25 protein-coding genes are annotated in these 26552 nt (G+C 63.2%); 18 read left to right on the top strand and 7 right to left on the bottom strand.

The window, feature by feature from the left end; all coding sequences use genetic code 11:
* The 9 genes from proB (at position 1) to MNR02_RS00355 (ending at position 8885) form a co-directional block, all read left to right on the top strand.
* Positions 1-1173 (top strand): glutamate 5-kinase, encoded by a 1173-nt coding sequence (proB, locus tag MNR02_RS00395; RefSeq protein WP_241947678.1) that lies wholly within the window; start codon positions 1-3, stop codon positions 1171-1173.
* Positions 1166-2443: a glutamate-5-semialdehyde dehydrogenase gene (locus MNR02_RS00390; RefSeq protein WP_241947677.1), complete on the top strand. Its 1278-nt coding sequence runs from the start codon at positions 1166-1168 to the stop codon at positions 2441-2443. Before proB ends, MNR02_RS00390 begins: the two co-directional genes overlap by 8 nt.
* A gap of 37 nt (positions 2444-2480) precedes the next feature.
* A complete protein-coding gene (locus MNR02_RS00385; protein WP_241948910.1) occupies positions 2481-3089 on the top strand; it encodes a nicotinate-nucleotide adenylyltransferase in 609 nt (202 codons plus the stop codon).
* A 23-nt stretch (positions 3090-3112) separates the two neighbouring features.
* Positions 3113-3601 carry a ribosome silencing factor gene (rsfS, locus tag MNR02_RS00380; RefSeq protein WP_241947676.1) on the top strand — a complete coding sequence of 163 codons (489 nt, stop codon included), beginning with the start codon at positions 3113-3115 and terminating at the stop codon, positions 3599-3601.
* 136 nt (positions 3602-3737) lie between these two features.
* Entirely contained in the window at positions 3738-4220 is a 483-nt protein-coding gene (rlmH, locus tag MNR02_RS00375) for a 23S rRNA (pseudouridine(1915)-N(3))-methyltransferase RlmH (RefSeq protein ID WP_241947675.1), read from the top strand.
* A gap of 167 nt (positions 4221-4387) precedes the next feature.
* On the top strand, positions 4388-5773 hold the full coding sequence (locus MNR02_RS00370) for a murein hydrolase activator EnvC (protein WP_371746759.1): 1386 nt from the start codon (positions 4388-4390) through the stop codon (positions 5771-5773).
* The gene (locus tag MNR02_RS00365) at positions 5763-7085 is read left to right on the top strand and encodes a S41 family peptidase (protein WP_241600887.1); all 1323 of its coding nucleotides are present in this window, start codon (positions 5763-5765) and stop codon (positions 7083-7085) included. The genes MNR02_RS00370 and MNR02_RS00365 overlap by 11 nt, the downstream gene beginning before the upstream one ends.
* Before the next feature lie 69 nt (positions 7086-7154).
* Complete coding sequence (locus MNR02_RS00360; protein WP_241947673.1) at positions 7155-8348, top strand: divergent polysaccharide deacetylase family protein; 1194 nt, start codon at positions 7155-7157, stop codon at positions 8346-8348.
* Positions 8349-8357: 9 nt separating this feature from the next.
* Positions 8358-8885: an RNA pyrophosphohydrolase gene (locus MNR02_RS00355; RefSeq protein ID WP_241947672.1), complete on the top strand. Its 528-nt coding sequence runs from the start codon at positions 8358-8360 to the stop codon at positions 8883-8885.
* 60 nt (positions 8886-8945) lie between these two features.
* On the opposite strand, the gene bfr is transcribed toward MNR02_RS00355, so the two are convergent.
* Together bfr and MNR02_RS00345 are read right to left on the bottom strand one after the other, a co-directional pair.
* Entirely contained in the window at positions 8946-9431 is a 486-nt protein-coding gene (bfr, locus tag MNR02_RS00350) for a bacterioferritin (protein ID WP_241600884.1), read from the bottom strand.
* Positions 9397-9708 carry a bacterioferritin-associated ferredoxin gene (locus tag MNR02_RS00345; RefSeq protein WP_241601200.1) on the bottom strand — a complete coding sequence of 104 codons (312 nt, stop codon included), beginning with the start codon at positions 9706-9708 and terminating at the stop codon, positions 9397-9399. The genes bfr and MNR02_RS00345 overlap by 35 nt, the downstream gene beginning before the upstream one ends.
* Before the next feature lie 366 nt (positions 9709-10074).
* On the opposite strand from MNR02_RS00345, the gene MNR02_RS00340 reads away from it, so the two are divergent.
* A complete protein-coding gene (locus tag MNR02_RS00340) occupies positions 10075-10518 on the top strand; it encodes a metallopeptidase family protein (protein WP_134648461.1) in 444 nt (147 codons plus the stop codon).
* 93 nt (positions 10519-10611) lie between these two features.
* On the opposite strand, the gene MNR02_RS00335 is transcribed toward MNR02_RS00340, so the two are convergent.
* Positions 10612-10818 carry a DUF1737 domain-containing protein gene (locus MNR02_RS00335; RefSeq protein WP_241600883.1) on the bottom strand — a complete coding sequence of 69 codons (207 nt, stop codon included), beginning with the start codon at positions 10816-10818 and terminating at the stop codon, positions 10612-10614.
* The gene (locus MNR02_RS00330) at positions 10815-11723 is read right to left on the bottom strand and encodes a CoA ester lyase (RefSeq protein ID WP_241947671.1); all 909 of its coding nucleotides are present in this window, start codon (positions 11721-11723) and stop codon (positions 10815-10817) included. The genes MNR02_RS00335 and MNR02_RS00330 overlap by 4 nt, the downstream gene beginning before the upstream one ends.
* A 109-nt stretch (positions 11724-11832) precedes the next feature.
* Here MNR02_RS00330 and MNR02_RS00325 point away from each other — a divergent pair, with 109 nt between their 5' ends.
* The 5 genes from MNR02_RS00325 (at position 11833) to MNR02_RS00305 (ending at position 15279) form a co-directional block, all read left to right on the top strand.
* On the top strand, positions 11833-12087 hold the full coding sequence (locus tag MNR02_RS00325; RefSeq protein ID WP_241600881.1) for a hypothetical protein: 255 nt from the start codon (positions 11833-11835) through the stop codon (positions 12085-12087).
* A 150-nt stretch (positions 12088-12237) separates the two neighbouring features.
* A complete protein-coding gene (leuD, locus tag MNR02_RS00320; protein WP_241600880.1) occupies positions 12238-12843 on the top strand; it encodes a 3-isopropylmalate dehydratase small subunit in 606 nt (201 codons plus the stop codon).
* A gap of 4 nt (positions 12844-12847) precedes the next feature.
* Positions 12848-13228 (top strand): RidA family protein, encoded by a 381-nt coding sequence (locus MNR02_RS00315; protein ID WP_241600879.1) that lies wholly within the window; start codon positions 12848-12850, stop codon positions 13226-13228.
* A 108-nt stretch (positions 13229-13336) separates the two neighbouring features.
* Positions 13337-14446 carry a 3-isopropylmalate dehydrogenase gene (leuB, locus tag MNR02_RS00310; protein WP_241947670.1) on the top strand — a complete coding sequence of 370 codons (1110 nt, stop codon included), beginning with the start codon at positions 13337-13339 and terminating at the stop codon, positions 14444-14446.
* A 137-nt stretch (positions 14447-14583) separates the two neighbouring features.
* A complete protein-coding gene (locus tag MNR02_RS00305; protein WP_241947669.1) occupies positions 14584-15279 on the top strand; it encodes a phosphatase PAP2 family protein in 696 nt (231 codons plus the stop codon).
* A 59-nt stretch (positions 15280-15338) separates the two neighbouring features.
* Here MNR02_RS00305 and MNR02_RS00300 read toward each other — a convergent pair whose 3' ends face one another.
* The gene (locus tag MNR02_RS00300; RefSeq protein WP_241947668.1) at positions 15339-17228 is read right to left on the bottom strand and encodes an MFS transporter; all 1890 of its coding nucleotides are present in this window, start codon (positions 17226-17228) and stop codon (positions 15339-15341) included.
* A 491-nt stretch (positions 17229-17719) separates the two neighbouring features.
* Here MNR02_RS00300 and MNR02_RS00295 point away from each other — a divergent pair, with 491 nt between their 5' ends.
* Together MNR02_RS00295 and MNR02_RS00290 are read left to right on the top strand one after the other, a co-directional pair.
* Positions 17720-18754 (top strand): aspartate-semialdehyde dehydrogenase, encoded by a 1035-nt coding sequence (locus tag MNR02_RS00295; protein ID WP_241947667.1) that lies wholly within the window; start codon positions 17720-17722, stop codon positions 18752-18754.
* Between the two features lie 208 nt (positions 18755-18962).
* Positions 18963-19784, top strand: a complete 822-nt coding sequence (locus tag MNR02_RS00290) for a lytic transglycosylase domain-containing protein (RefSeq protein ID WP_241948909.1) — start codon at positions 18963-18965, stop codon at positions 19782-19784.
* A gap of 89 nt (positions 19785-19873) precedes the next feature.
* On the opposite strand, the gene MNR02_RS00285 is transcribed toward MNR02_RS00290, so the two are convergent.
* Positions 19874-20515 carry a carbonic anhydrase gene (locus MNR02_RS00285; RefSeq protein ID WP_241947666.1) on the bottom strand — a complete coding sequence of 214 codons (642 nt, stop codon included), beginning with the start codon at positions 20513-20515 and terminating at the stop codon, positions 19874-19876.
* A 92-nt stretch (positions 20516-20607) separates the two neighbouring features.
* Positions 20608-21483 (bottom strand): pyridoxal kinase PdxY, encoded by an 876-nt coding sequence (gene pdxY, locus MNR02_RS00280; protein ID WP_241947665.1) that lies wholly within the window; start codon positions 21481-21483, stop codon positions 20608-20610.
* Positions 21484-21771: 288 nt separating this feature from the next.
* Here pdxY and MNR02_RS00275 point away from each other — a divergent pair, with 288 nt between their 5' ends.
* Positions 21772-26541 (top strand): NAD-glutamate dehydrogenase, encoded by a 4770-nt coding sequence (locus tag MNR02_RS00275; RefSeq protein WP_241947664.1) that lies wholly within the window; start codon positions 21772-21774, stop codon positions 26539-26541.
* The last annotated feature ends 11 nt before the right edge of the window (positions 26542-26552 follow it).

Genomic DNA, 26552 nt, shown 5'->3' with positions numbered 1-26552 from the left:
ATGACCAGAAACCGCAAACCGCTCGGGAAGTACCGCCGGATTGTGATCAAGATCGGCTCGGCGCTGCTTGTCGACCGCGCGAGCGGCCTCAAGAAGGCCTGGCTCGATGCGATGTGCGCGGATATCGCCGCGCTCAAGTCCGGCGGCACCGAGGTTCTCGTCGTCTCCTCCGGCGCCATCGCGCTCGGCCGCTCCGTGCTGAAAGTGCCGGCCGGCGCCCTGAAGCTGGAGGAAAGCCAGGCCGCCGCCGCCGTGGGCCAGATCGCGCTGGCCCGCGCATGGTCGCAAAGCCTGTCGGCCGACGATATCGTCGCCGGCCAGATCCTGTTGACGCTCGGCGATACCGAGGAGCGCCGCCGCTATCTCAATGCGCGCGCGACGATCAACCAGCTCCTGAAACTGGGTGCCGTGCCGATCATCAATGAGAACGACACGGTCGCCACGACGGAAATCCGCTATGGTGACAACGACCGGCTGGCCGCGCGCGTCGCCACCATGGCGGGCGCCGACCTGCTGGTGCTGCTGTCGGACATCGACGGGCTCTATACGGCGCCTCCGCATCTCGATCCAGACGCGCGTTTCCTCGAGACGATCCCTGCCATCACGCCCGAAATCGAGGCGATGGCCGGTGGCGCGGCCTCGGAACTGTCGCGCGGCGGAATGCGCACCAAGATCGACGCCGGCAAGATTGCGACGGGCGCAGGCTGCGCCATGATCATCGCGTCGGGCAAGGTCGACCATCCGCTGCGCGCCATCGAGGACGGTGCGCGGTCCTCATGGTTTGCGCCGTCGGGTTCGCCCGTCACCGCACGGAAAACCTGGATTGCCGGGCAGTTGCAGCCGGCTGGCCGGCTTGAGATCGATGCGGGTGCCGAAACCGCGCTGAGTGCCGGCAAAAGCCTGCTGCCCGCCGGTGTGCGCGGCGTGTGGGGTTCGTTTTCGCGCGGCGATACGGTTTCGATCTACGGGACGAACGGTCGCGAGATCGCCCGCGGCCTCGCGGGCTACGATGCCGACGAGGCGCGGCTGATCGTCGGCAAGAAATCGGCGGATATCGCCGCCATTCTGGGCTATGCCGGCCGCACCGCCATGGTGCACCGGGACGATCTCGTTGTGACCGGCCTTGCCGCGCCGGCCGCCGCCGAGACAGGGAAGGATTTGAGCCATGCTTGATCAGGTCAAGACCGATATCGATGCGCTGATGGACACGATCGGCCGCAACGCCCGCGCCGCCGCCCGTCCGCTTTCCATCGCCAGCGCGGAACAGAAGAACCGCGCGCTCGAGGCCATGGCCGCCGAAATCCTGGCAAACAGCGACGCGATCCTCGCCGCCAATGCGCTCGACCTTGCCAATGCGAAGGAAAGCGGCGTCGCCGCATCCTTCCTCGACCGGCTGACATTGACGCCTGAGCGCATCGAGGGAATCGCCTCTGCCATCCGCGATATCGCCGGCCTCAAGGATCCGGTGGGCGACGTCATTGCGGAATGGGACCGCCCGAATGGCCTGCATATAGAACGCGTGCGTACGCCGCTCGGCGTCATCGGCGTGATCTACGAGAGCCGCCCGAACGTGACGGCCGATGCCGGCGCGCTGTGCCTGAAAGCCGGCAATGCGGTGATCCTGCGCGGCGGGTCGGACAGCGTGAATTCATCGCAGGCTATCCATTCCTGCCTGGTGGCCGGCCTCAAGGCCGCCGGCCTGCCGGAGCATGCCATCCAGTACGTGCCGGTCACGGATCGCGCAGCCGTCGGCGCCATGCTTTCGGGCCTCGGCGGCGCCATCGACGTCATCGTGCCGCGCGGCGGCAAGAGCCTCGTCGCGCGCGTGCAGAGCGAGGCCCGCGTGCCCGTCTTCGCTCATCTCGAAGGACTCTGCCACATCTATGTCGACAGGTCGGCCGATCTGGAGATGGCGAAGAAAATCGTCGTCAACGCCAAGATGCGCCGTACAGGCATCTGCGGCGCTGCCGAAACGCTGCTGGTCGACCGCGCCGTCGCCGATACCCATCTTGCGCCGCTTGTCGAGGGCCTGCTGGCCGCCGGCTGCGAAGTCCGCGCCACGGACGAGATCCGCGCCCGCATTCCCGATCTTGTACCGGCAACCGACGCGGACTGGTCGACCGAATATCTCGACGCGATCATCGCTGTTTCGCTGGTAGACGGTATCTCGGGCGCCATCGACCATATCAACCGATGGTCGTCTGCCCATACGGAAGCCGTCATCGCCGAAGACCCCGACGTCGTCGCACGCTTCTTTAACGAGATCGATTCGGCGATCCTCGTGCATAATGCTTCCACGCAGTTCGCCGATGGCGGAGAATTCGGCATGGGCGGCGAGATCGGCATCGCCACGGGCAAGATGCATGCGCGCGGCCCCGTCGGTGTCGAGCAGCTCACCTCCTTCAAGTACCGAGTGCGCGGCACCGGACAGGTGCGGCCCTGAGGTGACGTCGGACAGGGTCGAAGAGCGCTATCTGAGAATGCCCCATGTCGAGAAAGGCATGGCGGTCGGCCTGTTCGGCGGCTCGTTCAATCCGCCGCACCAGGGCCATGCTCTCGTGGCCGAAACGGCGCTGCGCCGCCTTGGGCTCGACCAGCTCTGGTGGATGGTGACGCCCGGCAACCCGCTCAAGGACCACAAGCAGCTCGCACCGCTCGCAGAACGCATCCGCATGAGCGAGGCCATCGCGCCCGGACCGCGCATAAAGGTGACGGCCTTCGAGAAACGGCTCGGCCAGAGCTATACCGCCAAAACGCTGGAGCGCGTGCAGGCGCTGAACCGTGGTGTGAACTTCGTCTGGATCATGGGCGCTGACAATCTGGCGACGTTCCACAAATGGCAGAACTGGCAGAAGATCGCCTGCACCTTCCCCATCGCCGTTATCGACCGGCCGGGCTCGACCCTCGCCTATCTCTCCTCGCGCATGGCCAAGACCTTCGACTATGCCCGCGTCGACGAGGAAGACGCCATGACCCTGCCGGGGCGGCGCGCACCCGCCTGGACCTTCATTCACGGGCCGCGCTCGGCGCTCAGTTCCACGGCCCTGCGCACGCGCACGGACCTAGATAAAACCATCCCTCAGAAGTGACGTCTTGAAACTGGTACCCATTGGTGCCTACATTCGGTAGGTATCGGCGCGCTTTTGCCGATACGGGACGTGCTGTTCTGATCCAGAAAGGAACGAACCTGACAACAGTGCACGCAAAGGGGAACGTCTACGGCGTTTTCTCCAAGAGCGCGGGACGCAGCGACGATGCAGCCGACCGTGCCCTTCAACTGGTCCTCGCCAGCCTCGAGGACTCGAAAGCAGAAGATATCGTCTCCATCAACATTGCCGGGAAATCGGTGCTGGGCGACTACATGGTGGTCGTGTCCGGACGCTCGAACCGTCATGTGATGGCGATTGCCGATCACCTCATCTCCGATCTCAAGGACGAAGGCCTGGGCAATGCCCGCGTCGAGGGCCTTGAAGCCGGCGACTGGGTGCTGATCGACACGGGCGATATCATCATCCATGTGTTCCGGCCGGAGATCCGGGAGTTCTACAACATCGAAAGGATGTGGGCGGCTCCCGAAATCGAGGACGGCACGGTTCACTGAGCGGATCCGGCAAGACCGCGACGCGGGTTTGCGTGAGGAGCTGCGCTTTGACAAAACGCCGGGCACCTGTCCGGCGAGGATAAGGGGTGCGTGCGCCGAGATCGCCGCGCCACGACAAACGGACAGGGCTTAGGCGATGCGGGTGGGACTTTTTGCGGTTGGACGGCTCAAGGCCGGCCCTGAGAAGGATCTTGCGGCCCGCTATATCGACCGTTTCGCCAAGGCCGGTCCCGCCATCGGCCTCGAACTCGGCAAGATGACGGAGGTCGGCGAAAGCCGCGCCGGCAACGCCGATACGCGCAAGCGCGAGGAAGCGGCCATGCTGGAGAAGGCGCTCCCCGACAGCGCCGTGCTGATCCTGCTCGACGAGCGCGGCAAGTCGCTCGATTCTCCTGGCTTCGCCAATCTTCTCGGCGGCTTCCGCGATGCCGGAAAACGCGAGCTGATGATTGCGATCGGCGGCGCCGATGGGCTCGATCCCGCCCTCTACGACCGCGCGGATGCCACGCTCTGCCTCGGCAAGATGACCTGGCCGCACCAACTCGTGCGTATCCTTTTGGCCGAACAGCTCTACCGAGCCGTCACCATTCTCTCGGGCCACCCCTATCACCGCAGCTGACACGCGCGCCATGGCCGCGCAAGCCTGAGCGTGCACTCTGACGCCAGCCCTATTTTTGGCGCTCTTTCTTGGCGAAGTCCGCAAATCAGCATAGAGCGAAGGGAACGGATGTTCGGAAGACGATGAGGAAAACCGGCACAGCCCATTCCGGTGAAGGTGTCAGCCGCCTGTTGCGGCCGGCAATGCTGTCGGCCGCGCTCTTCGTGGCCGCACTAACCCATCCTGTCTTCGCTGAACCCGACGAAACGGTGGTCACGACCGAAAAGACCGGTTCGCTGCCCCGTGTCGAGGCGGATCCCGCCGCAGCCCTTGCCCTTCGCCGCGACAGCACGCGCCGGGAACTCGAATCGCTCTCCCAATCCATCAGCGTTTCCGAGGAGAAGACGAAAGAGCTGGAGGCGGAAATTGCCCGGCTCGACAAGTCCCGCCAGACGCTGCGCGACGCCATCGTCCAGTCCGCCGCCCTGCGCAAGCAGATGGAAGAAAAGATTCTCGCCGGCGAAAAGCGTCTGGAAGGCATGCGCGAGCAGGAAGCGGGCGTGCGCGCCTCGCTGCACGAGCGGCGCGGCGTACTGGCCGAGGTGCTCGCCGCCCTTCAGCGCATGGGCCGCAATCCTCCGCCCGCCCTGCTGGTAACGCCCGACGACGCGCTGGGCTCGGTGCGCAGCGCCATCCTGCTCGGCGCCGTCGTGCCCGGTATCCGCAAGGAAACCGATGCGCTGATCGACGATCTGGCCGCGCTGATGGACATCAAGAGCGACATCGATCGCGAAAAGACCGAGCTGACCGACGCCATGCAGATCCGCCTGGACGAGGAGAAGCGCTCGGAATTGCTGGTCGCCCAGAACGAGGCCCTGACGGAAACGAGCAGCCGCACCCTTGCCGCCGAACGGCGGCGCGCGGAGGAACTCGCCGGCCGCGCAACAAGCCTGGAGGGCCTGATCGGAAGCCTGGAGAAGGAGATCGGTTCGGTGCGTGACGCCGCCGCACTCGCCCGCGCCAAGGAAGAAGAACGGCGCGGCCAGAGCGAGGCCGAACGCGAGAAGGCGAGGGCGCTGGCGCGCGACAGCGTGCCCGACAAAAACCGCATTGCTCCCGCATATGAATTCTCGCAGTTGCAGGCAAAACTCGATTATCCCGTGGCAGGCGACCCGCTGCGCCAGTTCGGCGACGCAGACGGAACCGGCCACGATTCCCAGGGACTGACGCTCGCCACCAATCCCGGCGCGCTCGTCACAGCCCCTGCCGACGGATGGATCGTCTTTGCCGGAACGTTTCGCAGTTACGGACGCATGATCATTCTGAACGCGGGGGAGGGCTACCACCTCGTCCTGTCCGGCATGGACAAGGTGAACGTGCGCGAAGGTCAGTTCGTCGTGGCTGGAGAGCCGCTCGCCGTGATGGGCGAAAAGAGGATCGCAAGTGTGAACGCTTTGACGCTGGAAACGGACAAGCCGACACTTTACATTGAATTTCGAAAGAACGGAAAACCGGTTGATTCCCGGCCGTGGTGGTCCGCCAAAATTTCTGGAAAGGCACGCAATGATACGTAGGGCTTCACTTGTTATCGTCGGTGCACTCATGGGTGCCACGGCCATGAGCGTCATCAACACGGTTACGCTGCCCGCGGAAGCCGCCGGCTCGTCAACCTATCGCGAGCTTTCCATTTTCGGGGATGTCTTCGAACGCGTGCGCGCCCAGTATGTGACGCCGCCGAAGGAAGACCAGCTCATCGAAAATGCCATCAATGGCATGCTGACCTCGCTCGACCCGCATTCGTCCTACATGAATGCCAAGGATGCCGAGGACATGCGCACCCAGACCAAGGGTGAATTCGGCGGCCTTGGTATCGAGGTCACGATGGAGGACGAACTCGTCAAGGTCATCACGCCGATCGACGACACACCGGCTTCGCGTGCGGGCGTTCTGGCCGGCGACTTCATTTCCAAGATCGACGGACAGGACGTGCGCGGCCTCAAGCTCGAGGAAGCGGTCGAGAAGATGCGCGGCGCGGTCAACACGCCGATCAAGCTCACGCTGATCCGCAAGGGCGCCGACAAGCCGATCGAACTGACGATCAAGCGCGACATCATCGCTGTCAGGGCCGTCAAGTCGCGTGTCGAGGACAATGTCGGCTATCTGCGCGTCATCTCCTTCACCGAGAAGACCTATGACGATCTCGAAGCCGCGATCACCAAGATCAAGGAAGAGGTTCCGGCCGACAAGCTGAAGGGTTACGTGCTCGACCTGCGCCTCAACCCGGGCGGCCTGCTCGATCAGGCGATCAACGTCTCCGACGCCTTCCTGGAGCGCGGCGAGGTCGTTTCGACGCGCGGCCGTAACGATGACGAGACCCGCCGCTTCAATGCGACCCCGGGCGACATCACCGATGGCAAGCCGGTCGTCGTGCTGATCAACGGCGGCTCGGCCTCGGCTTCCGAAATCGTCGCCGGCGCGCTGCAGGACCTGCGCCGCGCAACCGTCCTCGGCACGCGTTCGTTCGGCAAGGGCTCGGTCCAGACCATCATCCCGATGGGCGAAGCCGGTGCGTTGCGTCTGACGACCGCGCTCTACTACACGCCGTCGGGCAAATCGATCCAGGGCACGGGCATCACGCCCGACATCACCGTCGAGCAGCCGCTGCCGCCCGAGTTGCAGGGTAAGATCGAGAACGCGGCCGAATCCAGCCTGCGCGGCCATATCCAGGGCCAGAGCGAGACGGAAGCGGGCTCCGGCTCCTCCGCCTATGTGCCGCCGGAAGCCAAGGACGACGTTCAGCTTCAATACGCACTCGAACTGCTGCGTGGCCAGAAGTCCGACCCGTCCTTCCCGGCAAATCCGGAAAAGGCCGAGCTGAAGCAGTAAGACGCATCCGCAGGGCCCGTCACCGCACGGGCCCTGTTTTACGCACCTTCCGGCCAGCGCGGACTGACCTTGGGCACAGACATTCACGCACCTCTCGGCCAGGACCGCAAGGCAAGGCCAGGACGGACGGGACCGTCACGGTTCTCCGCCGGCAAGGTCGTGTCTACCCTGGCCGTCGTCGGCCTGATCGGACTGTCCGGCTGGACGGCGCTGGCGCCAAGCGGCCTGCGCACCGAACCATTCCCCACCGCGGCTGAAACCGTCGAAACCGCAGACGCCAGACCCGATCAAAAGGCCGCGGAAGCTGGCGACGGCGTACGCCGGGCCAACGGCCTTTCCGGCGCACGCGTCGAAGAAACCGTCAACGACGACGGAAGCGTAGTGCGCAAATATGCGCCCGGCGCGCGCGACGGCACCGGCCCCGTCATTCTCGAGGCAAACCGCGTCGGCCAGGATGCACGCACGGCGGCTTTTCCGAACGAAGATCTCCTGGAAGACACCTCAGACGGCAAGATCCCGATCATCGGTCTCGACGGGACGCGCCCGATGGACCAGTATGCCCGTCCGTGGTCCGGTGCACGCGGCACACGCATCGCCATCGTGGTGGGTGGCCTCGGCCTCAGCCAGACGGGCACACAGCGCGCCATTCGCGAACTGCCAGGAGAGGTGACGTTGGCCTTTGCCGCGAGCGGCAACAGCCTTGAGCGCTGGATGCAGGAGGCGCGGCGCGCCGGACACGAGATCCTGTTGCAATTGCCGCTCGAACCCTTCGACTATCCGCAGAACGACCCGGGCCCCTATACGCTGCGCACCGACATGAGCGAGGCGCAGAACCTCGCTGAACTGCACCGCGCCATGGCGCGGATCACCAACTATACCGGCGTCGTGAACTTCATGGGCGGCCGCTTCCTCTCCAGTGCCGACGCGCTGGAGCCGGTCATGCGCGACGTGGCGAGCCGCGGCCTGCTTTTCCTGGACGACGCCAGCTCCGCCCAGTCGCTTTCGGGCACCATTGCCGGCGCGGTCTCCGCTCCGCATGCCTTTGCCGACCTCCAGCTCGACGCCGATCTCTCGCGCACAGCGGTGCTCAAGAAGCTCGATGAGCTGGAACGCATTGCGCGGCGCAACGGCACCGCAATCGGCATCGCCTCGGCCTTCGACGAAAGTGTGGACGCCATCCGCGAATGGTGCGAGGAAGCCAGCACACGCGGCATCGAGATCGTCGGCGTCGCATCGCTCGCAGACATTCCCGCCAAACGATAGGAACTCCCGATGGGCAAGGAAAAGGACAAGATGGTCAGGGCCGAGGACCTGCCCTACCGCCCCTGTGTCGGCATCATGGTGCTGAACGCCGAAAACAAGGTCTGGGCCGGCCATCGGCTCGCGGTCGGCAATTCGGAATATGACGGCTCGCCGCAGCTCTGGCAAATGCCGCAAGGCGGCATCGACAAGGGCGAGGACCCGCTGGAAGCCGCCTATCGCGAACTCTACGAAGAGACCGGCATGAAAAGCGTGTCGCTGATCGCAGATGCGGGCCGCTGGATCAATTATGACCTGCCGGCGCATCTGATCGGCATCGGTCTGAAAGGCAAATATCGCGGCCAGACGCAGCGCTGGTTCGCCTTCCGCTTCGAAGGTGATGAAAGCGAGATCGCCATCAACCCGCCGCCGGGCGGCCATACGGCGGAATTCGACGAATGGGCGTGGAAACCCATGCGCGAACTGCCTGATCTCATCGTGCCTTTCAAGCGCAAGGTTTACGAGGAGGTCGTGGCGACCTTCGCCCATCTCGCGCCCTGACAAACAAAAATCCCCGGCAAGGCCGGGGATTTTCGTATTCGTGATGGTGGAACGACCGCCTTATTCGGCTTCGTTTGCCGGCGCTGCGTTCAGCTGGCCGTACTTTTCCTCGCCCAGCTTGCCGAGCAGCTCCAGCTGGGTCTCCAGGAAGTCGATATGGCCTTCCTCGTCGATCAGCAGCTCTTCGAACAGCTTCATGGTGACGTAGTCACCGGCGTCGTGACAGATGTCACGCGACTTCTTGTAAGCCGTGCGGGCATCGTATTCACCAGCAAGGTCGGCTTCCAGAACTTCCTTGACGTTCTGGCCGATGCGCAGCGGTGCGACGGTCTGCAGGTTCGGGTGGCCTTCAAGGAAGATGATGCGGGCGACGAGCTTGTCGGCGTGTTGCATTTCTTCGATGGACTCGGCACGTTCCTTCTTGGCGAGAAGCGTGTAACCCCAGTCCTCGAGAAGGCGGTAGTGGAGCCAGTACTGGTTGACAGCACCCAGCTCGAGATAGAGCGCTTCGTTAAGCTGCTCGATGACTCTTTTGTCGCCTTTCAAGATCCGCTCTCCTGTTTTCTTCATGGAATTGTTTGAGGCGGGTCATGAAATCAAAAATCTCGGCATCCGTCGAGTCACCGCGGGCGTGGTATTGCTCCGTCGTGCGGATGATGATGTCCACGACGTTCGGAAAACAGCCGCAGCAACGGCCACGCTTCTGCATCGCGTGATAGACTTTCGCAGGCACGATGAGCTGCCAACAGTCCTCGTCGAGGAGGCCGTTGATCACGTCCACGATGTCTTTTTCGGTGATGAAATTGCAGCTGCAAACCAGCATTTCGACTTGCCCGTCATACGCAAAGCACTGAGTTTCCGGGATTAAGCAAAAGAGGACATTGACTGTCAAGAATGATTGCGTCGTTCGCCGCCGCCAGAAAACTTAGAGTCATTCTAATCTTGATTAAAAGTATCGTCTTTTCATGTGCTTATGATGCAAAGAGGCAGACGAAATTGACGATAAAGTGCGACAAACTGACCGATCACGTTTTATTGCATAACTGGCGTTTTGGCGCCTTCGTCTTGTGCATGACGACATGAATCGACCTGCCCGCCATCGAGAAACGCCGGGCGCGCATGCCCGGCCTGCAAATTCAGCCCTCGAAAACCGCTGGAAATCGTCTATATGACGATCAAAGGAGACTACATGGCCCGAATTGACCAGACCGAGGATTGGCGCAACCGCCACGCCCCGACCATCAGCACATTTGAATCCCTTGCGCTGGAGGCCTATGGCCACCTGCCGGAGGAGTTCCGTGCGCTGACGGGCAACCTGATCATCGAGATCTCCGAATTCCCCAGCGACGATGTCTTCGAGGACATGGCGCTGGAAACGCCCTTCGACCTGCTCGGCCTCTTCGAGGGCCGCGGCATCACGGAGCGTTTTACGGTCGAGACAGGCGAGATGCCGAACCGCATCACGCTCTATCGCCGCCCGATTCTCGATTACTGGGCGGAGAACGAGGAAACGCTGGGCGACATCGTCACCCATGTCCTCATCCACGAGATCGGCCACCATTTCGGCCTGTCCGACGACGATATGGAACGCATCGAGGCGAGCGCGGAGATCGCGGCGGAGCAATCCTCCTGAAGCACATCGGTCAAGCCCGATGCATGACCACAGGCATGTCTTCGGGCTTGAAAGGAGTCCACGGTGTGCGGACCCGCCGCTTTTATACTGCGCTCACTGCTCGGAGAGCTTGATGTCGGGGGTGTAGTCCTTGCCGGGCACATCCTTCACCACGGCCTGACCGCAATGCATCAGCCTGGCTTCGCCGTTATAGGCGTAGGTCGGCGAGCCATGCAGCTCCCATCCCTTGTTCAGCGCCAGCGTGACCTTGTGGCAGAAGGAAGCGTCATCAGGGCCGGTGAGGAATCGATAGACTTTCATGTTTTCTTTCTCTCGTTGATCAGATCGGCCTTGTTCAGGAGACGCTCTGCCTGATCGGCATGCAGCTTCTCCACCATGCGGCCGGCAATATTGACGACAGCCTTGCCGGCATTTTCGGGCGCCGAAAAGGCAGCGACGATGGCAATGGCCTCGGCGGCTTCCGCCTCTGTCACGCCGAAGGCGTCATTGGCGGCGGCTATCTGCGCGGGATGGATCAGCATCTTGCCGTCGAACCCCATCTGGCGGCCCTGACGGCATTCGGCGGCAAGGCCGTCGCTGTCGGCAAAATCGTTGAAGACGCTGTCGACGACATCGAGGCCGCAGGCACGTGCGGCAACGACCACCTGAAGCAGCAGGGGTACGAGAAAGGGCCGGCCGGCGATATCGGCGATCCCCGTTTCCTTGCGCAGATCGTTCAGCCCGACGACGAAGCAATCCAGCCGTCCGCCCTGCGTACGGCCGGTCTCGGCGATGGAGGAAATGTTGAGAAGCGCGGCGGCCGTCTCGATCATTGCCCAGAGGCGCGGCCCGTCATCGGCGCCGGCTTCGGAAAACCAGTCGGCGGCCGTGAGAATATCCTGCGGCCCTGAGACCTTTGGCAAAAGCACGGCATCGGGCATGCACTGAAGCGCGGCCTCCAGATCGCGCAGGCCGTCCGGCCCGTCGGGCGGATTGATCCGCATCACGTGCTCGCGCCCGTCGCTGCGGTCGAGCGCGGCGAAATGCGCAATGAGCGCGGCGCGCGCCTCGGCCTTCTTCTCCGGCAGGACCGAGTCTTCGAGATCATAGATGATCGCGTCGCAATCGAGCGTCGCGGATTTCGCGAGTGCCCGCGCATTGACCGCCGGAACGCTCAACAGGGAGCGGCGCAGGCGAAGCGGATGGTGATGCGGTGTCCTGTTCATCTTCCCTTTGTGACGCGCTTTGTCGCAACCCGCAAGCACGACGAGATTCGGCCTTGCAATGGACAAATTCGCCCCCCACATTGTTCATCAGAGAAAAGGGCAAATCAAAATGCAGCGCATTCGCTCCATCATCTTCACCGTCTTCGCCATGCTTGTTGCCGGCGCAACGCTCGTGTTCGCCGCGTCGGTCGGCCTTGCCATCGTCGGCATTACCGCCGTGCTGATGCTCGGCTCCCTGCTTGCTGCGAAATTCCAGCCGACTCCGGTTCGTGCAACCGCGCGTGCCCGCAACGAGCGCGCGGCCACAGGCCAGCGCGAGCCGCGCATCTGGAACGACGGCCGCGGCACGATCATCGACCTCTGACAGAGGCTACCTCCCGAGAGAGGATATCCGGGCGCCTGCCTCCGCGCCCGGTGCCTTCCTTGCGGCTCGAGCAAGATTTTCCTTCAAATCCCGGGAAAACTGATTTAAACGCTTGGCGAAATCGACTTCACGTATTCCGAGGGTTTCCGCATGGACAAGTTCGTCAAGCTGACCGGCGTCGCCGCGCCGCTCCCCGTCGTCAATATCGACACGGACATGATCATTCCGAAGGACTACCTCAAGACCATCAAGCGCACCGGCCTGGGCAAGGGCCTCTTCGCCGAAGCGCGCTACAATGAGGACGGCAGCCTCAACGAAACGTTCGTGCTGAACAAGCCCGCCTATCAGAACGCCTCGATCCTCGTCGCTGGGGACAATTTCGGTTGCGGCTCCTCGCGCGAGCATGCGCCGTGGGCCCTGCTCGACTTCGGTATCCGCTGCGTCATCTCCACGAGCTTCGCCGACATCTTCTATAACAACTGTTTCAAGAACGGCATTCTGCCGATCGTCGTCAGCCAGGAAGACTTGGACAAGCTGATGGACGACGCCAGCCGCGGCTCCAACGCTATCCTGACCGTCGACCTGGAAGCTCAGGAAATTACCGGTCCCGACGGCGGCCGCATCGGCTTCGAAATCGACGCCTTCCGCCGCCACTGCCTGCTGAACGGCCTGGATGACATCGGCCTCACGCTGGAAAAGGCGACGGCGATCGACAGCTACGAGAAGCAGACCGCGTCTTCGCGCCCCTGGGCGTGATGCGATGCGCCGGCTGATCTCGTCCGGCTCCCCATTCGAAGCGACGGCGGGCTATTCGCGCGCCGTCGTGCAGGGCGACTGGTGCTTCGTGTCCGGCACGACCGGTTACGACTACGCCACCATGATCATGCCCGACAGCGTCGAGGACCAGACGCGCAACTGCCTTGCGACGATTGGCAGGGTCCTGACTGAGTCCGGCTTTTCCTTCGAAGATGTCGTGCGCTGCCACTATTATGTGACGGACGCCGCCTTTGCCGACCGCGTCTTCCCCATTCTCGGCGAAACCTTCGGCACGATCCGGCCCGCCGCGACCATGGTCGTCTGCGATCTGATCAGGCCCGAAATGCTGATCGAGATCGAAGTGACGGCGCTGCGCCGGACCTAGCCGAAAGGCCGAGGCAATCGCGCAAAATTCTTTCTTTTCGGCGATTTTCCTTGAACGGAAGTTGCGCTAAGAAGCGCGCGACCATTCCGTGACATCAAGGACAATCCCATGACAGCGCGTAACCTCCTCCTTCTGCCCGGCGACGGCATCGGCCCGGAAGCCATGGCGGAAGTCCGCAAGATCATCGCCTATATGAACGCTGAACTCGGCGCAGGCTTCACCACCGACGAAGGCCTCGTCGGCGGCTGCGCCTACGACGCCCATGGCGCGGCGATCTCGGAAGGCGACATGGAGAAGGCGCTTGCGGCCGACGCCGTTCTGTTCGGCGCCGTGGGCGGCCCGAAGTGGGATGCCGTGCCCTATGAAGTCCGCCCCGAAGCCGGCCTTCTGCGCCTGCGCAAGGACCTCCAGCTCTTCGCGAACCTGCGCCCGGCCATCTGCTACCCGGCGCTTGCCAATGCCTCCTCGCTGAAACCCGAGCTGGTGGAAGGCCTCGACATTCTCATCGTGCGCGAACTGACCGGTGGCGTCTATTTCGGCGAGCCGAAGGAAATCGTCGATCTCGGCAACGGCCAGAAGCGCGGCATCGATACGCAGGTCTACGACACCTACGAAATCGAGCGCATCGCGGGCGTCGCCTTCGAACTGGCCCGCACACGCAACAATCGCGTCTGCTCGATGGAAAAGCGCAACGTCATGAAGTCCGGCGTTCTGTGGAACCAGGTGGTCACGGAAACGCACAAGCGCAGCTATTCCGACGTGCAGCTGGAACACATGCTGGCCGATGCCGGCGGCATGCAGCTGGTGCGTGCCCCCAAGCAGTTCGACGTCATCGTGACGGACAACCTGTTCGGCGACATGCTCTCCGACGTCGCCGCCATGCTGACCGGCTCGCTCGGCATGCTGCCGTCGGCCTCGCTCGGCGCACCTGACGTCAAGGGCCAGCGCAAGGCGCTCTATGAGCCGGTCCACGGCTCGGCACCTGACATTGCCGGCAAGGGCATTGCCAATCCGATCGCCATGATCGCCTCGTTCGCGATGTGCCTGCGCTATTCGTTCAACATGGTTGCCGAGGCCGACAATCTCGAGAAGGCCATCGCCGAGGTCCTCGACAGCGGCGTGCGCACCGGTGACATCATGGCCGAAGGCTGCCGCCAGGTCGGCACCGTCGAAATGGGCGACGCCATCCTCGCCGCCTTCAAGACGCTCTCGGCCTGAGAACACTCAGCCGGCATCGCCGGCTGGCCCAAGGAATGGCTCCCGTCGCCAGCGCGCCGGGAGCTTTTTCGTTTGCATCCCTTGAAAAGCCACAACCGGCGAACACATGCAGACGACGCGTGTTGCAAAGGACCATCATGAACCGATCGCTTGCGACCTCCTCGCTCTGGATTTTCGCCGCCACCGCCGTCCTCGTCGTGGCGCTGCTTCCCTTGGATCCGCTGATTTCACAACACGCGCAGGGGCTTCCGGACGCCATCGTCACCTTCAACCGGCACATCACGGATTTCGGCACCTTCCGCTGGATGATCTACGGCTCCGGGCTGGTCGTGATCCTCGCCTACATTCTCGGGCGCGTGAGCTGGAACCATGGGCTGGGAGAGCGGGCAACGGCGGGAGGATGGCTGGCGCTCTATTTCTTCGTGACCATCGGCGCGACAAGCGCGCTGGTGCATCTCTTCAAGCTGATCGTCGGACGGGCACGGCCGGAACTGTTTGCCGACCACGGCGCCTACAGCCTGACACCATTCGCTTATGACGATCTCTATTCCAGCTTCCCGTCCGGCCATTCGGCGGCCGTCGGGGCCTTCTTCGGGGCCTTTTCCATGCTGGCGCCGCGGCTGCGGCCGCTTTTTCTGCTGGGTGCACTCGTCATCGGCGTCTCGCGTGTCATCGTCGGCGCGCATTATCCCAGCGACGTTGCCGCAGGCCTCCTGCTCGGCCTCTGGACGGCGGTGGCGACCGCCTTTTTCTTCGCCAGCCGGCAATGGCTCTTTCGCACCGGCGAAAACGGCTGGCCCCGGCTCACAACCCTTCTTCCACCCTCAAAATGAAAAAACCCGGCCCGTGTTGCCACGAGCCGGGTCGCCATGGGCGGATCGGAAGGGGGTGATCAATCCATGGCGTGGATGTCGCGGTCCTTCGTTTCCGGCAGGAACAGAAGGCCGATGACCAGCGTGATGCCTGCGAAGATGATCGGATACCAGAGGCCGTAGTAGATATCGCCCTGGGCCGCGCTCATCGCGAAGGCCGTTGCCGGCAGCAGGCCGCCGAACCAGCCGTTACCGATATGGTAGGGCAGCGACATGCCGGTGTAGCGGATGCGGGTCGGGAACAGTTCGACCAGCAGCGCAGCGATCGGCCCGTAGACCATCGTGACATAGATCACGAGGACGGTCAGGACCGCGATGGTGCCGATCCAGTTCACGTTTGCCGGGTCGGCGACCATGGTGAAGGCGCCGCCATTGGCAATCGTGTAGACATCCATCTCGGTGGCACCGGCAGCCTCTTCGGCCGTCAGCAGCTTGGCCGTGACCAGATCGGCGACCGGCGTGGGCGCCTTCTCGCCGGCACGGATCGCCGTTGCATCGAGCGCAAGTTCCGGGTTGGCGGCTACAAAAGCATCGAGCTTGGAGTCCGGAACCTTGGCCGCGCCGCGCACCAGCGGATAGCCGGCGTCGTGAAGAGCGATGTTCGTCTGCTTCTGGAAGGCGCCGTCAAGGGCCTTGGCCTGGTCGCCGGCAGCGATCGCGTCATAGCTCGAGATCGTCTGCTCGCCGATCTTCACCGTGGCCGGCGTGCCGGCGGGCGCCGTCGTGACGACGTCATAGGGCACCGAGTTGCGGGTGAGGAACGAGGTTGCGATATCGCACGATGTCGTGAACTTCGCCGTGCCCGTCGGGTTGAACTGGAACTTGCAATCCCCGGGAGCGGCGGTGACGGTCGCGCGGATCGTCGCCTGCGCCTCTGCGAGTGCCGGGTTACCTGCCCAGGTCAGCGCCTTGAAGAGCGGGAAGTAGGTCAGCATTGCCAGAAGCAGGCCGGCCATGATGATGGGCTTGCGGCCGATCTTGTCGGACAGCCAGCCGAACAGGACGAAGAAACCCGTGCCGATGAGAAGCGAACAGGCGACCATGATATTGGCTGACTGACCGTCCACCTTCAGCACGCCCGTCAGGAAGAACAGCGCATAGAACTGGCCGGAATACCAGACGACGGCCTGGCCGACGACGGCGCCGAACAGCGCGAGCAGCGCGATCTTGGCATTGCGCCACTGGCCGAAGGCTTCCGTAAGCGGTGCCTTGGAACCCTTGCCCTCTTCCTTCATCTTCTTGAAGGCCGGCGACTCGTTCATCTTGAGGCGGATCCAGACGGAAACGCCGAGCAGAATGACCGAAAGCAGGAACGGAATGCGCCAGCCCCATTCGGCGAAGGCTTCCTTGCCGACGATGAACTGCACCGAGAGGATGACCACCAGCGACAGGAACAAGCCGAGCGTCGCCGTCGTCTGGATCCATGACGTGAAGTAGCCGCGCCGGCCCTGCGGCGCATGTTCGGCAACATAGGTTGCGGCACCGCCGTATTCGCCACCGAGCGCCAGGCCCTGGAGCATGCGCAGGAGGATCAGGATGATCGGAGCGGCGATACCGATGGTGGCGGCACCGGGCAGAAGGCCCACCACGAAGGTCGAGACGCCCATGATCAGGATGGTCACGAGGAAGGTGTATTTGCGCCCGACGAGATCGCCGAGACGGCCGAACACCAGCGCGCCGAAGGGACGCACCAGGAAGCCGGCGGCGAACGCCAGAAGCGCAAAGATGTTGCGGGTCGTTTCCGGGTACTGGCTGAAGAAGGTCGCGCCAATATAGATGGCCAGCGAACCGTAAAGATAGAAGTCGTACCACTCGAAGACGGTGCCGAGCGAAGAGGCGAAGATCACCTTCTTCTGCTCGCCCGTCATGGGCGCGGCCTTGGCGCCGGCCACGGTCGAAACATTTGCCATTTCATTGTCCTCCACAAAAACGGCGTGTCGGGGCAGCCCGTGAAAGGCCCCATGTTCCTCCCGAGAACACAAGGCAGGGTGCGCCTGATGAAAGGATGACAGAAAACAGATTGTGACATCACCGCTGCTTTCGGCTTATGACTTTTGGCGTAAGACTTAAGTGGAAGGCGGGGCAGGCGACGGAATGCCGCCGGCCGTGAAGGAAGACTTGACTCTTCACCAGATGAGCGTATTCAGCACGCACGCAAAAGGAACCGCCATGTTTCGCCTTGGACACTCCATCGCTCGCATGATCGCTCCGGCCTTCAACGCCGGACGGGTTCCTCATTGCGTATCGATTTCCAAAACAGCGGCCAAAACGACGACGAAAACCGTCTGACGTCTCTGGCCACCGCTCTCTCCCCGGTATGGCCGGGGACTGAAACCCGCGTCATGGCTGACGGGTTTCCCCTCCTGACCCCGCGGAGAGACAGAGAAAGAGAGCTTTAGACATGGGTTTTAAGATCGCAGTCGCCGGCGCGACCGGCAATGTCGGCCGTGAAATGCTGAACATCCTTTCCGAGCGCGGTTTTCCGGCCGATGAGGTCGTGGCGCTCGCGTCCGCCCGTTCGCAGGGCACCGAGGTCTCCTTCGGCGACAAGACACTGAAGGTTCAGAACCTCGAGAACTACGATTTTTCCGACACGGATATCTGCCTGATGTCGGCCGGCGGCACCGTTTCGCAGAAGTATTCTCCGAAGATCGGCGCCCAGGGCTGCGTCGTCATCGACAACTCCTCGGCCTGGCGCTACGATTCCGAGGTTCCGCTGATCGTTCCCGAAGTGAACCCGGACGCGATTGCAGGCTTCCGCAAGAAGAACATCATCGCCAACCCGAATTGCTCGACCGCCCAGCTCGTCGTCGCGCTGAAGCCGCTGCATGACCGCGCCACCATCAAGCGCGTCGTCGTCTCGACCTACCAGTCGGTCTCCGGCGCCGGCAAGGAAGGCATGGACGAACTCTTCCAGCAGACCCGCGCCGTCTTCGTCGCCGATCCCGTCGAATCGAAGAAGTTCACCAAGCGCATCGCCTTCAACGTCATCCCGCACATCGATAGCTTCATGGAAGACGGCTACACGAAGGAAGAGTGGAAGGTTCTGGCCGAAACCAAGAAGATGCTCGACCCGAAGATCAAGGTGACCTGCACGGCCGTGCGCGTTCCCGTCTTCATCGGCCATTCGGAATCGGTCAACATCGAGTTCGAGAAGGAAATCACCGCCGACGAGGCCCGCGAGATCCTGCGCGAGGCGCCGGGTTGCCAGGTGATCGACAAGCACGAAAACGGCGGCTACATCACGCCTTACGAGTCTGCCGGCGAAGATGCCACCTACATCTCGCGCATCCGCGAGGACGCAACGGTCGAAAACGGCCTGAACATCTGGGTCGTTTCCGACAACCTGCGCAAGGGTGCTGCCCTCAATGCCATCCAGATCGCGGAACTCCTCGTGGCCCGCGGCCTGATCAAGGCAAAGAAGCAGGCCGCCTGATAAGGTACAGGGAACGCATCTGCCGGCTTTCTCAAAAAATGGCAACGTTCTCTTAATGATGTTTCAATAAAAGTCCCGGTTGTTCCGTTAAAGAACAGTCGGGGCTTTGTTTTGAGGCCGTCGGCCGGTTCACGCCGAGTTGCGATGACAGGAACAGGGGAGCATGGCATGCTCCCGCAGCGGTATTGACGAGATCACGGGGTTCTTGATGGGCATGAAAAAGAGCGCGGGCAAGGTTCTGGCCGCAATGATCGCCATCGCGGCGATGCCGGCGGCGGCACACGCTGCCAAGTGTGGCAACGACGCGGGCGGTTTCCCCGCCTGGATCGAAGCCTTCAAGGGCGAGGCGGCAAGCCGCGGCATCAGCCGTTCGACGCTGGACAAGGCCTTCTCCAATGTCAGCTACGCCCGCGCAACGATCCGCGCGGACCGCGGACAGAAGAGCTTCAAGCTTTCCCTCGAACAGTTCATGCAGAAGCGCGGCGGCCAGGCGATCATTCGCCGCGGCAAGAGCCTGAAGCAGCAGAACGCGGCCCTCTTCAACCGCATCGAAGCCCGCTACGGCGTTCCCGCCGGCCCGCTTCTCGCGATCTGGGGCATGGAAACCGGCTTCGGCAGCTTCCTCGGCAAGGAACACACCATCTCCGCCGTCGCGACGCTCGCCTATGACTGCCGTCGCTCGGAATACTTCACCAACCAGCTCTACGCCACGCTGCAGCTCGTGCAGAACGGTACGCTTTCCACCACGGCCCGCGGCGCGGCGCATGGCGAGATCGGCCAGACGCAGTTCCTGCCGGCGAACGTCCTGAAATACGGCGTCGACGGCGACGGCAACGGCCGCATCGACCTCGTCGGCTCAAAGGCCGATGCGCTTGCCTCGACAGCCAACTTCCTGCGCGGCCACGGCTGGAGCGCGGGCGCAGGCTACCAGCCCGGCCAGCCGAATTTCGGCGCGCTGCAGGGCTGGAACGCCGCAAGCGTCTACCAGCGCGCGATCGCCATCATTGCCGCGGAAATCGACGGGAACTGAGGAAAGTCTTGCGGCGCGTCGCATGGCGCCGCGGCTGGGCTACGAACTCATTCGAAATGAGACCGGCGTGGTTGCCCACGCCGGTTTTTTCATGCGCTCGGGCGCCTGAAATCGCCGGTGGCCGCGTCCATGATCCACAGTTCACCCGTCGAGATATCGAACCAGGCGCCATGCAGCTGGAGGCGACCCTTTTCCTCAAGGATGCGCACACAGGGGAAGGTCCTGAGATTGGCGATGGAATTGCGGATGGAAACGCGCTCCAGGGCACGCTGGCGTTCGCCTTGCGTGAGCATCCCCGCGCCCTGGATCTGCTCGGCGACCGGCTTGAGCATGCCCATCCACTTGCCGATGAAATCGCCTGGCGACAGCGGTTCGGCTTCCGGATCGAGCGCAGCCGAGATACCGCCACAGCGGCCATGGCCCATGACGAGGATGTCTGTGACCTTCAACGACTGAACCGCGAATTCGAGCGCGGCCGACGTAGCATGAAACTGCCCGTCCGGCTCGTAGGGTGGCACGAGATTGGCCACGTTGCGCACGACGAAGAGTTCACCCGGGCCGCTGTCGAAGATCGTCTCCGGTGCGGCGCGGGAGTCGCAACAGGCGACCACGAGCGTCTTGGGTTTCTGGCCAGTCTCGGCCAGAGCGCGGTAACGCGCCGACTGCTCGGCATAACGCCCGGACATGAAATTGCGGTAGCCGTTCAGGAGGCGATCGGGAAAGCGGTTCATGGTGTCGGAATACCCCGTGTGCGATCTGGCGGATGGCCTCATCCGGTTTTGCATAAACCATCCTGCAGGCCACCGCGCAAGGCCAGATCGCGTCAGGTCTTGCGTGTCTGCGCCGGATGCATCAGGCGGCGCATGTGCACCATCGCCATCGGCGTGGAGATGCTGGACGCATCCTGCTCCAGCGTGAGCTCGTCGGCACCGCGCTTGGCCGTGCGCGCAACGATCTCGAAGACGCTGGCCGTCGCCGTCATCAGGCGCCGCTCCTCCGTCAGATCCTCCATAAGGCGCGACAGGAAGATGGCGGCCAGCAGGTCGCCGGTGCCGTTCGGCGGGTTCGGCACGAGCCGGTGCTCGGCCAAAAGTGCGTTGCGACCTGACAGATAGAGATTGCCCGTGCTGCCGGCCATCAGCGGCATCGCCGAGGTGACCAGCATGCGCGACGGACCGAGCGCCAGAGCCGCCTCCATGATCTGCCCATTCGTCTCCAGCGGCGCGCCGGCGAGCCAGGCAAGTTCGAACCGGTTGGGTGTCGCGATCGATGCCAGCGGGATGAGGCTGTCGCGAATGGCGACCGCCGTCTCTTCGGCGATGTAGAGACCCTTCTCGTCGCCGCAGACCGGATCGCACATATAAAGCAGATCAGGATTGTCGCCCCTGAGGCTTTCGACCAGGCGCGCCACGGAGCGAACCTGCGCGGCACTGCCGAGATAGCCGGTCAGGACGGCCTTGATCTCACCGCGCCAGGGCGCGTGGATCAGGTCGAAGATCATCGCGTCGAAGTCCTCCGGCGACAGCACCACCCGTGTGGATTTTCCATGGCCGGGGTGCCACGGCAAAATGACCGTCGGCAGCGCCCAGACTGGATGGCCAAGCGTCTCCAGCGCGAACACGGCCGCACGATTGCCCACCGTGCCGCGCACGACATGGCTCGAAATGACGATGACGGCGCCCTTGTCGCTCTCACCCATTGCCTGGTCCCCTTCTGCGCAAAAGTGATGGCAAACAGCGCCACACCCTGTCAACGCCGGTGCGTCCCAAAGCCACCGCGCAGACCGACGTCCGACACCAGTTGTGTCGGCTTGTTGCGACATTTCGACGAAAATCCATGAATTTCCCGCCAAAAAGACAGTATAACTGACCTATTCTGGACAAAATCGATTGAATTTTCTCAAGAAAACACAAATTTCATCGCGCCGTTTTTTTCTTCTGGTAACGTCCCGGCATCGGATTCGAGGGTAATTTCCAGGGGTTCCAGGATGAGCATGAAAAGAGAGAAGCATATCGAGGCCGCCAAGGCCGCTGCCGCAGCCCTCGGCGCGAAAACACTGAACCCGGACATCCTTTTTGGACGCGCCAGCAAGGACGATCTTGACCACTATACCGGCGCGATGCTGGCCGTTGCTTCCGCCCATGCCATGGGCGAGCTGGAAGCCTGGGACGGCACTGCCCCGCGCGTGACCGTCACCACCTTGCCGGACGTGAAGCCGCAGGGCCAGCCGGTTTCCGTTCTTGCCGTCACAGACCGCAACCAGCCGTTCCTGTACGATTCGGTGATGGGCGAGGTGACCAGCAGCTATCGCGACATTCTTCTGGCGATCCACCCCATTCTCGTTGTGGCACCCGGTGCCGCGCCGAAGCTGTTTTCACCGGACGAGCCGAGCGAGCCCGGCCAGCGCGTCAGCCATATCGAGATTCACCTGCCGGAAATGTCGCCGGCGGAAGCCGCGGCCCTTACAGAGCGGGTGAGGCATGTTCTCAATCAGGTTCACCTCGCCGTGGACGACTGGCCGGCCATGCTGGAAAAGCTCGACGGCATGAGAAGCGATCTGGAGCGCTTTGCCAGGGAAAAACCCGGAAAGAGCGAAGCGCTCGCTTTCCTCGACTGGCTGCGCGGCAACAACTTCACCTTCCTCGGCATGCGGGAATACAGCTATTCCGGCAAGGGTGCGGATGCGACCGTGGAGCGGGGCGGCGAAGGCCTCGGCATTCTGGCCGATCCCGATGTGCGCGTGCTGCGCCTCGGCAAGGATGCCGTGACGACGACACCGGAGATCCTCGAATTCCTCGAAGGACCGGACTTCCTCATCGTCACCAAGGCCAACGCCAAGTCCGTCGTGCACCGGCGCGCCTACATGGACTATATCGGGCTCAAGCGCTTCGATGAGAAGGGCAAGGTCATCGGCGAATTGCGTATCGTCGGCCTGTTCACCTCCACCGCCTATACCCACGCCGCCAGCCAGATCCCGCTGCTGCGCTCCAAGGTGGAACATGTCGTTGAGCATTTCGGCTACGACCCGAAGAGCCATTCCGGCAAGATGCTGATGAACACGCTGGAATCCTATCCGCGCGACGATCTCTTCCAGATCGATACCGGCCTGCTCGCCACCTTCTGCGAACAGATCAACGAACTGTCCGACCGGCCGCGCATCCGCGTCCTGCCGCGCATCGACCGCTTCGACCGCTTCGTCTCCGTCATCGTCTATGTGCCGCGCGAGCAATATGATTCGGATGTGCGCGAGAAGATCGGCAACTACCTGAAGTCGGCCTACGATGGCCGCGTCTCCGCCTATTATCCGGCCTTCCCGGAAGGCGGCCTCGCGCGCGTGCATTTCATCATCGGCCGCTCCGGCGGCAAGACGCCGCGCATCGCGCAGAACAAGCTCGAACAGGCCGTGCGCGAGATCGCGACGCGCTGGACGGACCGCTTCGAGGCGCTGTCCAACAGGGACGGTCTCAGGCTGATTGCCGATCGCGGCTATCAGGAGGACTTCACACCCGCCGAAGCCCATGCGGACCTCGCGCTCATCACAACCGCGACCGCCGACAACCCGATCAGCATCGCCTTCTACCGCAAGGCCTGGAACACCAATCTCAGCTCCGTCGAGCTGAAGATCTTCCATGCCGACGAGCCGGTCTCGCTCTCCCGTCGCGTGCCGCTGCTTGAAAATCTCGGTTTCAACGTCATCAGCGAGCAGACCCATGACCTGACCGTCGTCGGTCTCGACGGTGAGCAGCGGCGCGTGCTGCTGCATGACATGGAGCTGAAGCACCGCGACGGCATCGAGATCAATCTCGCCAAGCTGCGCCCGATGCTGGAGGAGGCCTTCCTCGCCGCCTGGCACGGCGAGGTGGACGACGACGCGTTGAACCGCCTCATCATCACCGCCGGTCTTTCCGCCCGCGAAATCATGGCGCTCCGGACCTATTCGCGCTACCTGCGCCAGACGGGCATCGCCTATTCGCAGGGCTACATTGCCGATACGCTCAACAAGTATCCGGCAATCGCCGCGGGCCTCTTCCGCCTGTTCGACGCGCGTCTCGACCCGAAACTTTCCGAACGCCAGCGCGACAAGAAATCCACGGACGCCGCAGCGACAATCGAGGATGCGTTGGCCAACGTGCCGAGCCTCGACGAGGACCGGATCCTGCGCCGCTACGTCAACGCGCTGCAGGCGACGCTGCGCACCAACTACTTCCAGCACGATGCGGACGGAAAGCCGCGCAAGACCCTGGCGATCAAACTCGATCCGAAGGCGCTTGACGGCCTGCCGGAACCGCGGCCCTTCCGCGAAATCTTCGTCTATGGTGCCGAGGTCGAAGGCGTGCATCTGCGCTTCGGCAAGGTCGCCCGTGGCGGCCTGCGCTGGTCCGACCGCGCGCAGGATTACCGCACCGAAGTGCTGGGCCTCGTTAAGGCACAGCAAGTGAAAAATGCTGTCATCGTGCCCGTTGGCGCCAAGGGCGGCTTCTATCCCAAGCAGCTTCCGGCCGGCGGCAGCCGTGATGCGGTCTTCAAGGCCGGCACCGAGGCTTACAAGACCTATATCCGTACGCTGCTCTCCGTCACCGACAACATTGTTGGTCAGGACGTCGTGCCCCCGGCCGATACTGTCCGTCTCGATGGAGACGATCCCTATTTCGTCGTCGCGGCCGACAAGGGTACGGCCACCTTCTCAGACACGGCCAACGGCCTTGCCCAGGAAGCCGGCTTCTGGCTCGACGATGCCTTTGCCTCCGGCGGTTCTGCCGGCTACGACCACAAGAAGATGGGCATCACCGCACGCGGCGCCTGGGAAACCGTCAAGCGCCACTTCCGCGAGATGAACATCGACATCCAGAAGACGCCGTTCACGGTGGCCGGCGTCGGCGATATGTCGGGCGACGTTTTCGGCAACGGCATGCTGCTGTCGCGCAAGATCCGCCTCGTCGCGGCCTTCGATCATCGCGACATCTTCATCGATCCGAACCCGGATACCGATACGTCCTTCGCCGAGCGGCGCCGCATGTTCAACCTGCCGCGCTCCAGCTGGCAGGATTACGACCGCTCCGTGCTCTCCAAGGGCGCGATGATCATTCCGCGCACGGAAAAATCCGTGACCCTGACCCCGGAGGCCATGGCGGTCATCGGTATCGACAAGGCCAAGGCGACGCCGTTCGAGATCATGACGGCGATCCTGAAAGCCCCCGTAGACCTCCTGTGGTTTGGCGGCATCGGCACCTATATCCGCGGCCAGAACGAGACGGATGCGGAAGTTGGCGACCGCGCCAACGACGCTATCCGTATCGTGGGCGAGGATGTACGCGCCAAGGTGATCGGCGAGGGCGCCAATCTCGGCGTCACCCAGCGCGGCCGCATCGCCTTCGGCCTGAAGGGTGGGCGCAGCAACTCCGACGCCATCGACAACTCCGCGGGCGTCAACTCCTCCGACGTGGAGGTCAACATCAAGATCGCGCTCGCCTCGGCCATGCGTGACGAACGGCTCGCACGCGCCAAGCGCAACGTGCTGCTCGCCTCGATGACCGACGAGGTCGCCGAACTCGTCCTGCGCAACAACTACCTGCAATCGCTGGCGATCTCGCTCACGGAACGGCAGGGTACAGCCAACCGCGCGTCGCTGACCCGCCTGATGGACCGTCTGGAGGCCGCCGGCCATCTCAACCGCAAGGTCGAGACGCTGCCGGACGACCGAACACTGGCCGAACGCTACCAGGCCGGCAAGCCGCTGACGCGGCCGGAGATCGGCGTGCTGCTTTCCTATGCAAAGCTGGTGCTGTTCGACGAACTCATCCATACCGGCCTGCCGGACGATCCCTATTTCGAGCCGACACTGGCGGGCTACTTCCCCGCCAAGATGCAGAAGGCCTATGCCGACGACATCCGCTCGCACCGGCTGCGCCGCGAGATCGTCGCAACCATACTCGCGAACGAGGTGATCAACCGCGGCGGCCCGGCCTTCATCAACGGCCTCACTGACGGCACCGGCTTCGGCCCGGCTGATGCGGTCAAGGCCGCCGTCATCGCGCGCGACGGTTACGGCCTCCCCGCGCTCTATGCCGGCGTGGACGCCCTGGATAACCAGGTTTCGGGGGAAGTCCAGAACGAGCTCTATGAGGAGATCGGCCGCATCTATGCGACGCTCACCAGCCTGCTCCTGACCACCGGTGCCGTGTCCGGCCCGCTCGACCAGGCGATCCACAAGCTCAAGCAGGCGCTGAAGCAGCTGCGGCCGCATCTCTCCACGCTGGTGTCGGATGCCGCCGGCGACGAGGCCCGTCGCAGGGCCCATGCCTACGAGGACGAAGGCGTGCCGGCAGACCTGGCCGCCGAGATCACGGCGCTCTCGATGCTGACCTTCGTGCCAGAGGTCATGCTGATCGCAACGGCGACCGGCGATACGCTGAGCAAGACGGCGCAGGCCTTCGCGGGTATCAGCGGCACGCTGAACATCGGCCGGCTGCTGGCCGCAGCAGGTCGCATACCGACCGGTGATCTCTACGAGGCTCTGGCCCTCCAGCGCAGCCTTACGGATATCGCCAATGCCCGCCGCGACCTGACAAGCGCCGTGCTGACGCGCCACAAGGGCGACAAGGCTCCGCTTGCCGCGTGGCAGCAAAGCGAGAAGGAGCGGCTTTCCCGCGTGACCGCCAATCTCTCGGCGCTGACGGAGACCGGCGAGGCGACCCTCGCCAAGGTCAGCGTGGCCGCCGGCATCCTGAGCGACCTTGCGCAGGAAAGGGTGAAATGACACAGTCCCGT

The sequence above is a fragment of the Shinella sp. H4-D48 genome (genome assembly GCF_022637395.1).
GTDB classification, from domain to species: domain Bacteria; phylum Pseudomonadota; class Alphaproteobacteria; order Rhizobiales; family Rhizobiaceae; genus Shinella; species Shinella sedimenti.
This window is presented reverse-complemented; position numbering and strand designations above follow the sequence as displayed.